Annotated in this window: 12 protein-coding genes; 6 read left to right on the top strand and 6 right to left on the bottom strand. The window is 67.6% G+C overall.

Annotated features, from left to right (window positions below; translation table 11 throughout):
- Positions 1-12: 12 nt before the first annotated feature.
- Positions 13-291 (bottom strand): HC3 family zinc finger protein, encoded by a 279-nt coding sequence (locus tag BUE43_RS35930; RefSeq protein ID WP_407697105.1) that lies wholly within the window; start codon positions 289-291, stop codon positions 13-15.
- 415 nt (positions 292-706) lie between these two features.
- Between BUE43_RS35930 and BUE43_RS34105 the strand changes: the two genes are divergently transcribed.
- The 4 genes from BUE43_RS34105 to BUE43_RS08640 all read left to right on the top strand — a co-directional run bounded on the left by BUE43_RS34105 (position 707) and on the right by BUE43_RS08640 (position 4,628).
- Complete coding sequence (locus tag BUE43_RS34105; RefSeq protein ID WP_159447714.1) at positions 707-865, top strand: hypothetical protein; 159 nt, start codon at positions 707-709, stop codon at positions 863-865.
- 204 nt (positions 866-1,069) lie between these two features.
- Positions 1,070-1,813 carry a GntR family transcriptional regulator gene (locus BUE43_RS08650; protein ID WP_159447713.1) on the top strand — a complete coding sequence of 248 codons (744 nt, stop codon included), beginning with the start codon at positions 1,070-1,072 and terminating at the stop codon, positions 1,811-1,813.
- A 662-nt stretch (positions 1,814-2,475) separates the two neighbouring features.
- On the top strand, positions 2,476-3,681 hold the full coding sequence (locus BUE43_RS08645) for a helix-turn-helix domain-containing protein (RefSeq protein WP_073481022.1): 1,206 nt from the start codon (positions 2,476-2,478) through the stop codon (positions 3,679-3,681).
- Positions 3,682-3,881: 200 nt separating this feature from the next.
- A complete protein-coding gene (locus BUE43_RS08640) occupies positions 3,882-4,628 on the top strand; it encodes an HAD family hydrolase (protein WP_073480828.1) in 747 nt (248 codons plus the stop codon).
- Positions 4,629-4,632: 4 nt separating this feature from the next.
- On the opposite strand, the gene BUE43_RS08635 is transcribed toward BUE43_RS08640, so the two are convergent.
- Entirely contained in the window at positions 4,633-5,847 is a 1,215-nt protein-coding gene (locus BUE43_RS08635; RefSeq protein ID WP_073480827.1) for a helix-turn-helix domain-containing protein, read from the bottom strand.
- A 165-nt stretch (positions 5,848-6,012) separates the two neighbouring features.
- Between BUE43_RS08635 and BUE43_RS08630 the strand changes: the two genes are divergently transcribed.
- Entirely contained in the window at positions 6,013-6,852 is an 840-nt protein-coding gene (locus BUE43_RS08630) for a helix-turn-helix domain-containing protein (RefSeq protein WP_407697098.1), read from the top strand.
- Between the two features lie 78 nt (positions 6,853-6,930).
- On the opposite strand, the gene BUE43_RS08625 is transcribed toward BUE43_RS08630, so the two are convergent.
- Complete coding sequence (locus BUE43_RS08625) at positions 6,931-7,926, bottom strand: LLM class flavin-dependent oxidoreductase (RefSeq protein ID WP_073480825.1); 996 nt, start codon at positions 7,924-7,926, stop codon at positions 6,931-6,933.
- Positions 7,927-8,164: 238 nt separating this feature from the next.
- Here BUE43_RS08625 and BUE43_RS08620 point away from each other — a divergent pair, with 238 nt between their 5' ends.
- Positions 8,165-8,719: an SMI1/KNR4 family protein gene (locus BUE43_RS08620; RefSeq protein WP_073480824.1), complete on the top strand. Its 555-nt coding sequence runs from the start codon at positions 8,165-8,167 to the stop codon at positions 8,717-8,719.
- 81 nt (positions 8,720-8,800) lie between these two features.
- On the opposite strand, the gene BUE43_RS08615 is transcribed toward BUE43_RS08620, so the two are convergent.
- From BUE43_RS08615 to allB, 3 genes are all read right to left on the bottom strand, one after another.
- Positions 8,801-9,331: a GNAT family N-acetyltransferase gene (locus BUE43_RS08615; RefSeq protein WP_200797442.1), complete on the bottom strand. Its 531-nt coding sequence runs from the start codon at positions 9,329-9,331 to the stop codon at positions 8,801-8,803.
- Positions 9,332-9,409: 78 nt separating this feature from the next.
- Positions 9,410-10,579: an allantoicase gene (gene alc / locus BUE43_RS08610; protein ID WP_073480822.1), complete on the bottom strand. Its 1,170-nt coding sequence runs from the start codon at positions 10,577-10,579 to the stop codon at positions 9,410-9,412.
- Positions 10,576-11,913, bottom strand: a complete 1,338-nt coding sequence (allB, locus tag BUE43_RS08605) for an allantoinase AllB (RefSeq protein ID WP_073480821.1) — start codon at positions 11,911-11,913, stop codon at positions 10,576-10,578. The genes alc and allB overlap by 4 nt, the downstream gene beginning before the upstream one ends.
- Between the last annotated feature and the right edge of the window lie 269 nt (positions 11,914-12,182).

The raw sequence follows: 12,182 nt of genomic DNA, 5'->3' as shown, positions 1-12,182 counted from the left end.
TGGATAGTTCGATCAGTAGCCCCGACGACAGGGCGGACGGTCGCCGTAGGCGTGCAGGGTTCGCCGCATCTCCCGAACCGCCCTCTCACGACGGTCGGCACACTCAGCGGCCTTCTCCCGACAGGTGTCGCACTCCGGCCACAACCGTTCCGGCATCCTCGGATCGCCATAGGTTGTGACACTCACGACGAGTCCGCAGTAGGTGGTCACCTCCTTGCCATCGGCCCGCTTCTCACCCGGGTAGGCATGCCGCTCCCCGCCGCACGGGAGCCAGGTATGAGTGAAATCCATGACACGTATCTCCACAGTGGACAGCGTCGAACGAGAGAAACCATCTGTGGTTATCGAGAACAGCCCCGCCGCCGGGGCTCCACCCGCTCACACGGCCCGGACAGAAACGGGAGCCCCAGGGCCGGGCAGGGTGGACGGCAGCTCTATCTCGGGCCGAGCAGCAGCGCCACGACGACAAGGCTGAGAATCGCTACGCGCACCACGAAAGCGATTCGGCGGCGACGCCAGATCTGCCTGCCGTGCGCTGCCGCGAGGCCGGAGACTCCAAGAACGATCTTCTCGTCATGGCGACCACAGATCACACACCCAGGTCGGGAGCACCGCGCCCGGTGCCCCACCATCCACCAAGCGATCGCCAACGGAACCGTGCCGATCACATCGACCGGGCTCACCACCGCTCGGTCCTCGGAACGAGATGAGCCTGGTCGCCCTGGACCCGAAGCGTGGCGAGCGTCGTCCACCGCGCGATGTGATCGACGACCCGGCACCACTCCTCGACCTCAACCTCACGGGCGTACCGAAGGCGCCATCGAAAGGCAACGATGGTGGTGACGACGAGCGCCGGAACAACTAAGGCGCTGCCGATAGGGAGAAGAGTGAACACGAGGTCTACCCCCTGCGTGTGTCCAAATCAGACAGGTTTCTGGACCAGTGAGCCGAAAAGTGTAGACGTTTGGTGACGCAGGGAAGCTAACATCGAACCCTGCGCAACATCTACACCTTCAACCCAAACGTCTACACGTTCACGCGATCGGAGCAACCCAAGGAGATGGGCGGCATGACCAAGCACCAGAAGATCGCGGCCGACCTTCGCGACGCGATCACCACCGGCGAGTACCCAGCGGGCTCACTGCTCCCTGCCATCCCGGACCTGATGAGCCGGTACGGAGTCGCCCGCGACACCGTTCGCGACGCGATCGCGACGCTGACGAACGAGGGCTTGGTGCTTCCGCGCCGAGGTGTGGGCACCGTGGTCCGCGAGACCGCGCCGGTGCAGCTCGGCTACTCCGGCAGCCGGGCGGTCGCCCGGACGTGGCAGGACCAGGCGGGCGCCGGGCAGGACGAGGTCATCTCAGCCGAGTGGGAGCCGGCGGACCCGGAGATCGCCGAGCGCCTGGGCGTCGAGCCCGGAAGCAGGGTGGTGCACAGGGTGCGGCACTTCGCCAAGGGCAGCGGCATTGCCCAGATCACCGACCAGTGGCTACCCGAGCACGTTGTCACGGCGGTCCACGAGAACGGCGCGGGGGACCTGGCCGACGCCGCGCACCGACCGGACACGGGTGCCGATCTGTTCCGCCTCCTCGCCGACGCGGGGCACGCACCCGTCGAGGCCGACGAGACGATCACGACGCGGATGCCTGACCCCCTGGAGCGCGAAGCCATGGAGTTGCCGCCCGGAGTGCCTGTCCTGGTGACGTACCGGATCACGACGGACGGGTCAGGCCGCCCAGTCGAGACCACCACGGCAGTGGGTGCTGGCGACCGGATGTCAGCACGGTTCCGCCTGCCACTGAAGTACTGACCGACAACAGGACCGCGGGGCTCCAGGGCCAGTGGCCTCTGGGGCTGTCTCCCCGCGCCCGCAGAACAGCCAAGAGCCAGTAACCGCTCCGCCGTCGCCACTTTGATCATGCTGCGGCCGCATCCTCGAAGCAATCCCACGAGCGGGGCACCATCAGCGGTGCCCCGCTCGCGGCTACCCGCGGCCGCGAACGTCCACCCAAGCTGGGCCAGGGACGCGAACATCCACAAACGGCGGCCCCCAACCCACTGCTCGAACTCACTCACAGTCCACTCCAGATAGTCCATAAGGGACATTAGAAGGATCTCGGACACGTCGGGGCCGATCGGAGGACGCCGTCCCACCGGAAGAAGGAGAGGCGCCCGCTATCGACGACGCCGGCGTTCACTGCGGCGGTCGTAAACCCACAACCACAATCGCGACTCAATATGCCGAAGGCGACGCGCAACTGGCGGCAGCAGTGCCACCAGGATGAACACTTCAGCGAGCAGCGTCCCCCAGAGAAGTGTCCGCCAGAGTTCCGCCAACACGCTCGCCCTCCGCAATGAGAGACAGACGGTGATCAGGAGCAGGGGCGAAGCTAGGGCTGTGGCGACGGAGAAAGTTTCCTTCTAGGAAACCCAGGTCTGGTGTACCCGATCGGGTGCACGTACCGTCACCTCATGACCACTGGCGAGGCACCCGAGATCGGGACAGCCATCCGGCGGATGCGCCGCTGGCGTGGCATGACCCTAGACGCGCTTGCCGGCCTCAGCGGCCTGAGCAAGGGCTATCTCTCTCGTATCGAGAACGGACGGCAGGCGGTCGAGCGCCGCTCGACTCTCGCCAAGATCGCGAATGCGTTGCGATGCAGCGTCGGCGATCTCACCGGTACCTTCGTTCCCACCGACCAAGGTGACAGCGACGTGCACGGCGCGATCCCTGACATCCAGTTCGCCCTGGTGACGACCAACCTTGACCATGCGCGCTCCGCGCCTCAACGCCCTACAGCCGAGCTGAAGGCCGAGACGGCGAGAGTTGCCGACGCACGCCAAGCCTGCGACTATACGGAAGTTGGACGCGCCCTGCCTTCCCTCCTGGTCGACCTGCACGCCACAGCGGTGCAAGGCACCGGGGACGACAGGAACGAGGCACTGCGGTGCCTGATCCTCACTTGCCAGGTCACAACCCTTCTTGTGCGGAACCTCGGCGAGAACCTGCTCGCGTGGAACGCCGCCCAACGTGGCCTCCAAGCCGCCGAACGTCTTGGAGATCCCGTGTGGGCGGGTGTCGCCGAGTTCGCTTACACCCAAGCGCTCGTCTCGTTGGGTGCCTACGACGAAGCACACGAACACGCCCAGCGGGCGCTGCGCGAACTCGGGCCAGATGACGACAAGAGCATTCAGGTCTACGGAACGTCCCTCCTGACGGCCGGGTTCTGCGCTGTGACGGCGGAGTCCGGTCAGGCCGACGACGAGATCGCCGAAGCGAGGAACCTCGCACGGCGGGTAGAGCGTCCCAACGCTTTCTGGCTGGGATTCAGTGATGCGAACGTCGATCTCTGGCGGATGTCCATCGCCCTCGAATCCGAAGACCCAGTCCTCGCGGCAGAGGTCGCCGCACGTCTCGCACCGGAGGCGATCCCCCTGCGATCCCGCCGGGCCACGTTCTTCATCGACCACGCGCGCGCCCTCGCGGGGCTCCGGCGCCCCGACCGCGAGGTTGTCGAGCTTCTGCGACGCGCGGAACAGCTCGCACCGCTTCGCACCCGCAACAACGTGTTCGTTCGGAGCATGGTCACGGAGATGATCGAGCGCTCCCGACGTGACTCGGGCGGGCGGGAACTCCTCGGACTGGCCGAACGCATGAGTTTGGTCCGGCCTGCCTGAACCACCTGCCGGCTCTTGTCCCGAAGCGTTCGGGAGTCACGGGCGCCTCAGGCGCGGGTCGCCTGAGGCGCTCACTGTTGCGTGGCTTGCCAAGGCCGACCATCCAAGTCATGAGTTGTGAGGATTCCCCTGAGATCTGAGGACACAGCGCGCAGGGCCGTGGATCACGAGTACGTCGACCCGGATGGCAGACTGCCTCCATGTCGGCTTCGCCCAGCCAACTCCTGGTGCTCTGGGACATCGACCACACGTTGATCGAGACACGGGGTGTCGGCCGAGCTCTCTACGAGCGAGCGTTCCCGCAGGCGACCGGGAAGACGCTCACCACTCTGGCTAACGTGTCCGGTCGGACTGAATTGGAGATTCTGCGCAAGACCCTTCGCGACAACGGGGTAGAACCCTCGGACAACGCGGTCTCACACCTCGCCGCAGCGTTGACCCGTTGCTACGACACACACCGCGACTGGTTGGCGAGGCAGGGACGCGTCCTTCCTGGCGCTGCTGAGAGTCTGGCGGCGCTCGACACAGAACCGCGAGTTCTCCAGAGCGTCCTGACGGGCAACCTTCGGGACATCGCCCAGATCAAGGTGCAGGTGTTCGGTCTGACTCGCTACCTCGACCTGTCCATTGGCGCGTACGGAGATGACCACGTTGACCGAGCCGATCTGGTGAAGATCGCACAGTGCAACGCCAGCGTCAAAGGGAGCGACACGTTCGACGGAGCCAACACCGTGCTCATCGGTGACACGACTCGCGATGTGGCGGCCGGACTGAAGGCAGGTACTCGGGTCATCGGGGTCGCCACGGGAAAGAGCAGTTTGCGCGAGTTGCGAGAGGCAGGGGCCGGCACAGTCCTTCCCGATCTCGGCAACACACAGGCACTAGTGCGGGCGGTACTGGGAGACAGCCCGTCCCCGGGGACAAACTGTCCCCAGGCGATCGGGTGACGGGCTATACGAGCACCTTGACCCGCTGCGCCAAGGCATTCGCCTCGCGACGCACAGCATCCCTCCCGTTGCGCGCGAGATCAATGATCACCTCGCGTGCGGGCATCGAGAACTGGACAGCCTCCCGCGAGTACCTTTCTGCCTGCACAAGCGGAAGCAGCGCCGTGGTGTCACGTCGTTGGTGGTAAGCCCGAGCGACCGTGATCAGGTGCTGGGCCTGCCAAACCCTGGACGGGATGTCGTCCGGTTCGATCGTGTCGGCGTGCCGCAGCGCATCAGTGGTGTCGCCGAGACACTGCGCCACCCAACACCTGTGGAGGTCAACGTGCGACCGGGAGAACGGGTGCCGCGGGTGCACGTAGCCCTTGGGAAGGCGGGCCGCCACCCGATCAGCCTCCTCGACGGCGACCCAGGCCGAAGGGTCGCCCAGGTGGCGGGCGGTGGTGCTGGCGACGGCGAGATGAAGTGCTCCCCGCATTCCCCACACATCGGGGTCGCCAGCGTCGAGGACCGGATCAAGAGCTTCGACGGCGGTGTTCAGCACGTCGAGCGCGCCCTCCGGTTGCCCGACGACGCGCAGCGCGAACGCGTAGTACATCAGGCCAGCGGCCCGGGCGACCGGGTCGTCAGCGTCCTCCCCCATCTGGAGGCCGCGATCGACCGTGAGCCAGTACCAGTGTGATGCCCCGTCGACCCAGGCGAGGAATGCCTGCCCGAGGTGGTAGGCCTCGGACAGCACGAAGCGCGCCTTCCTGCGGTCCGTGTCACTGCTGACGCTCGTGACAGCCGCACGTGCTGCGGTGAGCAGACTCGGCAACGCCTCCCCCACATCCGTCCGCATGGTGGGGCTGGTGTGCCACGTCCGCCATGTCGAGTCGACCCGAGACTGGAGATGGTCAAGCGCCACCGGCTTGTCGGTAGGGGCGAGATAGGTGGTGAGAGCCAGGCCCACCGCGTTGGCGAGTGGGTGGCCAGGGCGGTCGGTGGTGGCGATCGGGCCCGCCAGCTCGTCGCCGTAGATCTCGCGTAGATCCCGAACACCGAGCTGCCGAGCGAGGCACGTCGCCATCTGAACCGTCAGGCCCCGGTCTCCCCGCTCGATCTTCTTGAGCCAGTCCTCGCTCTTGCCCAGGAGACCGGCGAGGGCGGCTCGGGACTTTCCCGCGTGCTCACGAAGCCTGCGAACTCGTGCGCCAATTGTGGCGTCGGGGCTGGGCATTACGCCTCCCGCGTGGCTTGCCGTGTCGCCTCCATCGCCGAGAGTAGCCCGAGTGCGAGATCAACGACCCGTGGAGAAGGTGCGGCCGTGGTCGCGATCCCCGACATGATGGGGATTACCTCGGAGGTAATGGTGGAGGGGCGGTGGCTGGCCTAGCGTCGGGTCGTGACGATCAATGTGCGGGCCGCGGCGCGGCGGTCGGGTGCGGGCGCGGCCGATCAGCGTCCGGTGGGGGAACTGCTGCGGGAGTGGCGCCAGCGGCGTCGGTTGAGCCAGCTCGAACTGTCCATCCAGGCGGACATCTCCACCCGGCACCTGAGCTTCCTCGAAACCGGGCGGTCGCGGCCGACGAGCGACATGATCCTGCGGATCACCGAGCAACTCGACGTGCCGCTGCGGGAGCGCAACCGCATGTTGCTGGCTGGAGGTCATGCGCCCGTGTATCCCGAACGCGGACTGGAGGCGCCCGAGCTGGGGGCGGTGCGGGCGGCGCTGCGCCAGGTGCTGGCCGGACATGAGCCTTACCCGGCCGTGGTGGTGGACAAGGCGTGGAACCTGTTGGACGCCAACTCCAGCATCGCGTTGTTCACCGAGGGGGCCGCGCCGGAACTGTTGGCCCCGCCGGTGAACGCCCTGCGGTTGAGCCTGCACCCGGAGGGCATGGCGCCGCGCATCGCCAACCTCGGGGAGTGGCGAGCGCATCTGCTCGGGCGGCTGCGCCGGCAGATCTCGGTCACCGGCGACGCCGGCCTGACCGCGTTGTTGGAGGAGCTGCGGGGCTATCCGTGCGACCAGCCCGAGCCGGAGATCGAGTTGCCGGGCCCCGGCGACGTCGTCGTGCCGCTGCACTACCGGTACGGCGACCAGGAGCTGGTGTTCCTGAGCCTCACCGCGGTCTTCGGCACTCCGTTGGACGTCACGGTCTCCGAGCTGGCGATCGAGTCGTTCTACCCCGCAGACCAGGCCACCGGAGCTGTTCTGCGGCAACGGTTCGGCGGTTCGTGACCGGAGTTTCTGCGGGCCGGCCCGGTCTTCCGACTCCACTGGTGGAAGACCGGGCCGGCCACGGATCGTCAGTGCCTGTCAGGCCCGGAGTTTCGCCGCGACCCGGCCGGCGGCGGTGAAGGAGTCCGCCTCCGGTTCCCCGAGGAGCGGCAGGAGGATCACGGAGTCACTGCCCGCGTCGTGGAGTTCCCGAACCCGCTCGGCACAGCGGTCGAGATCGCCGGACACGCTGAGCTGATCAATCCACTCTGGACGGAGCCGGGCCGCCAGTTCCTCGGTGGTGGCGCTGTCCTTGACGACGGCCAGCAGCTCCTCGCCGAAGGGCAGCGGCTCCAGGTGTGCCAGAGCGCCCGGCGTGAGCGAGAGCGCCACGGTGAGCCGCGCGCGCTCCCGCGCCCGCTCGGGGTCGTCGTCCAGGGAGAACCAGTTGTAGGTGACGATCGAGTGCCGCTCCGGCGCGGTGTCGGCGGTCCGCCCCTTCTCGATCTTCGCCCGGGCGGCGCGCACGTACTCCGGAGCGGCCGGTTCGGCGAGGATGGTGCCGTCCGCCACCGCGCCGGACACCGCCAGGGACTTCGGCCGCCGGACCCCGGCGAGCACCGGAGGCGCCACCGTCGGCGGGAACTCAAGGACGACGTCATCGAGCTGCACGTGTTGGCCGGCCATCGAAACGCGCTCGCCGGCCAGCAGCCGCCGGACCGCGAGCAGGGTCTCCTCCAGCGCCGCCAGCGGAGACGAGGGGTAGGCGCCGATCTGCCGCATCCAGGACGCGACACCGTGCCCGAACGCGACGACGAACCGTCCCGGGTGGAGTCCGGCCAGCATCGCGAGCTCCATGGCCGCGATGGCCGGGTTCCTGGCCACCACGGGCAGAACCCCGATACCCACCGCGACCTTCTCCGTGGCGGCCAGGATCGTGGCGGCGGTGGCGATTCCGCCGGCGTAGAAGCAGTCCTCGACCACCCACACCTCGTCCACGCCGGCCTGCTCCGCGTGGCGCGCCAGGTCGATCAGCTGGTTCTCGGGAAGCTCTCGGGGAATCCTGACACCAACGCGCGCCCCGGCTTCGGGCATGTCCTCATCTCCGTTTCCCTGGAATGGCTCCGGTTCGACCTCGTCCCGCCACCCGCGTGGAGAGCGCTACCGCTCCACCCGCGCGAAGGGCAGGACAGTCGCCCCACCGTCCCAGACAACGGGTCGTCTTGGCCACGGATTTTCGCCGCCGTCCGCGAGGGACGGCCTCACGAGCAATTCCGAGCGTGTGGAAAAGTGAGGTCGCCCTGATGTGTTCGTTCTCCCGACAGGAGGAAGCATGAGCAGTGAACGAGCACGGTCCCTCGTGGACGAGATCGCCGCAACGGTCGGCTGGAACCGGAACTTCCAGCCCGCTGGCGACTGGTTAACCGTGGAGCGCGGCCTGGGAACTCCACTCCCCTCAGACTACAAGGAGCTGTTCTCCCGATTTCCTTCGGGAGTTTTCCGCAACTCAGTTCGGGTATTCAGCCCAGTTGAGGACGACGACGGGTGGCTACCTTTCAAGGCCAACGTCGACGAGGTTCTGGAGGTTATCGGTGACGAGGACCTGGAGTACCTGGAAAGCGTCGACTACCGACTGTTCCCCGAGCCCGGCGGACTGCTTCCCTGGGGAGATGACCTTCAAGGTGGGATGTTCTTCTGGCTGACCCAGTCCGCTAACCCGGATGAGTGGTGGACCGCTTACTACAATCAGAGTATGGACGAGTGGCGGGAGCATTCGGGGCCAATGACCAAGGTGATCCTGGAGGTGCTGACGAACGAGGGTGACGACAACATCATGCACTGGAACCTGAACAAGGTACCGGTTAACTTCGTCACGTACGAGGAGTAGTTGGAAGCGGTAAGCGAGAGATCCCCACCAACATCGCCGGAATCGCGGGGTTGGTGGGGTTTCTCTCTGCGTTCGGGGCTCTCACCAGGCGTCGCCGGAGCGCCACTCGCACACCAGGGGCGCGGTCTGGTCGAACTCGCCGGTCGCCGGGGTGGGGAGGACGAACACCTCCCCGTCGTCCTCGGTGGTTCGACGCCGCTCGCCGTTCACCTCCACGAAGGTCGGTCCGGTCCAGCGCAGCCAGCCGAGGCGTTCGTAGAAGGCCCAGTTCTGCGGTCCCGCGGACAACGCGCCCAGCTCGTAGGTCGTCCGGAGGTGGTCGGCGGCCGCCAGCATCACGGTGCGGCCGTGGCCGTGGCCGCGCTGGTCCGGTCGCACGCCCACGGCCTCGACGTAGCCGGTCCGCCAGGCGCGGGAACCGGAGTGGAGGGTGCGGGGGATGACGGCGGCGTGCGCCACGAGCGCGCCGTCGACCGATCCGAGGACGTGCCAGCCGCCCAGGGCGTGTCGCCAGTCCTCGTCGCCGAACTCGTAGTCGTACGCGGCGTCCAGGAAGGCGCGCAGCTCGGCCAGCTCGGCGGTGGTCAGCTCCTCGTCCCGCACGGTGCGCATCTCGATCACCGGGGCAGCGTGTCACAGCTTCGGAATCACCCGGATGCCGGCTACTCCGATGTCACCTGAGCGGGTAGGTCAGCTTCCTCCGACCAGGAGCCCGATCGCCCGCTGCTGACCGAGCTCCGCGAGGGCGTCGAGCAAGGGCCCGGGCTCGGTGTACGGTCGCCTGGCGGCGATCCGGTGGGCGTCTACTGTGGACAGTCCGGCGGTGGTCAGGACGTCCCGTGCCTGCTGCTCGCCCAGCAGGTCGAACCACCGCGTGCCCAGCCGCCGCCGGGCCGACGACGTGAGGGCGCCGTAGAGCCGCAGCCGCGCGAGGCCACCATCGGGATGGACATCCAGCCGAACATGCGTCGCGTCCTGCCCCACCTCCACGGCGAAGCGGTGCAGCGTGTCGGGTTGCAGCCGAGCACGCGGAAGGATGTCGAACCAGCCATCAGGGTTGTCCGGGTCGAGGGACCCACGCACTGACGCCCAAGCCGGTGCGTTGCCCACGAAGTGGGAGGTGTCCAGTTCGACTAAGCGGACGCGCCCCGCCTCCGCCAACCGCAGGCACACCCAGTCGTTGCCGTCGTCGCGCCGGCGGGCGGTCTCCCAGCCTTCCCCCATCACCCGGGCCTGGCCGGGAGCGATGAGGTTGTTGGGCGTGGAGTAGAAACGGTTGCTACAGCCCAGAACCCTCGCGCCGTTCTCCAGCGCGGCGAGGTCAACCGGCCCCACGTCGAGCAGTCGCGGGTCGACGACGGGCTCTCCGTGAACCCGCAGGCGAGCGACACCACCGTCGGGGTAGAGGCACAGCCGGACGTGGGTCACGCGTTGCTCGACCGCGACAGGGAAAACGTTCTTGGTGTCCCCCTGGGCAGCGGAGCGGGGCACCAGCGGCACCCACTCCACGTGTTCAAGCTCCACCGGCGACGGATATCCCTCGACCGACGCGCCCTCAACCGAGATCTCCGGCGGGTAGTTGCCCCGGAACCACGCCGTGTCCACGACGATCCCCCGCACGACCCCGGGAACACCGAGTCGGACGAGGGCATAGTCAAACCCTGGATCTCTTCGCCGGCGCGTCTCCCAACCGTCGTAGACCTGGCCCCTGTGACCGAAGGTGTGCGGCTGGAACACCGGCTCCTCCGGACGAACGAGGTTCTCCTTCTCTGCGAACAGCTCGTCGTTGGCGAACACCACCGCGCCGCCGACACGTCGTGAGGCCAGGTCGGGCAGATCGGTGAACTCCTCGTCCGTCACGCGGCACCCCTCCGGAGAAGTCGTCCCTGTGGTTGGTCGCCGGCTACTTCCTCGCCCCGCAACCAGGTTCCGCGCACCACTCCGGCCAACGGCCGCCCGGCGTAAGGGGTGACCGGATTGCGGTGGCGCAGGCGACTGGCGTCGACGACGAAGGCGTCATCCGGTGCGAAGACGCAGAAGTCGGCGTCGTAGTCGAGAGCGATACGCCCCTTGTGGCGCAGGCCGGCCAGATCGGCGGGGCGCTCGGCCATCCAGCGCACCACGTCCACCAAGCTGTGGCCACGTGGGCGAGCCTGCGTCCAGACTGCCGACAGGCCGAGCTGCACCGAGGCGATGCCGCCCCACGCCACGCCGAAGTCGCCAACGTCGAGGCACTTCAGGTCCACTGTGCACGGTGAGTGGTCGGAGACCACGCAGTCGATTACGCCGTCGGCCAGGCCACGCCACAGCAACTCGCGGTTGGCGGCCTCACGAATCGGCGGGCAGCACTTGAACTGCGTGCCGCGGTTCGGGATTTCCTCGGCGCAGAACGACAAGTAGTGCGGGCAGGTCTCGACGCTGATCCTGACTCCGTCGCGACGCGCCGAGGCGATCGCGGGCAGCGCTTCGGCGGAAGACAAGTGCAGGATGTGCGCCCTGGCGCCGGTTTGTCGGGCCAGCTCGATGATCTGGGCGATGGCCACGTTCTCCGCGTCGGGTGGGCGCGAGACCAGGAAGTCGCCGTAGTTTTCGCCGTGGGCGCTGGGCGCGTGGTCGATCGCGTCGGCGTCCTCGGCGTGCACGATGAGCATCCCGTCGAAGGAGCGCAGCTCCCGCAACGCGTTCTCGACACCGGCCGCGTTCAGCGGGGCGAACTCTTCCACGCCGGAGTGCAGCAGGAAGCACTTGAAGCCGAACACGCCCGCGTCGTGCAACGGCCGCAGCTCGGCGACGTTGCCGGGGACCGCTCCGCCCCAGAAGCCGACGTCGACGTGGCACTGCCCCTCGGCCGCCGCGCGCTTGACCTCCAGCGCGGCGACGTCCGTGGTGGGTGGCACGGAGTTGAGCGGCATGTCGATCAGCGTCGTGACACCGCCGGCCGCTGCCGCCCTGGTGGCGGTGGCGAAGCCCTCCCACTCGGTGCGGCCGGGCTCGTTGACGTGCACGTGGGTGTCGACCAGGCCGGGCAACAGGACCTCGTCGTCGGCCAGCTCCACCACGCGGTGCGCGGTGAGGTCGGCGTCGAACGGCTCCACGGCGGCGATCCGGCCGTTCCGCACGCCCACCGCCCTGGCCGACTCACCGGCGGTGGTGATCACCCGTCGAGCCCGGAACACGACGTCGAGCCCGCTCATCGCCGTCCCCCTCTCCGCCGGCCGGCGATGGTGATCCGCCGGACCTTGAGGCCTATTCCGCTTCGTGGAAGCTAGTTTCCTCACCATGAAACCTAGGAGCCCGACATGCGCTGGTCAAGACCACAGAAGCGTTCTCGCTGCACGTCCATGGGACGCCGACCCGATCGGACGTACTTCGGGCGCGAAACCGGTACGGAGATCCGAACGCAGACGAGCACGGACGAGTACTGACGAACACGGACGAACACGGACGAACGCAGACACACTCG

The sequence above is a fragment of the Streptoalloteichus hindustanus genome (assembly GCF_900129375.1).
Classification (GTDB): domain Bacteria; phylum Actinomycetota; class Actinomycetes; order Mycobacteriales; family Pseudonocardiaceae; genus Streptoalloteichus; species Streptoalloteichus hindustanus.
Note: the sequence above shows the minus strand (reverse complement) of the source record. Positions and strands in the feature narration are given on the sequence as shown.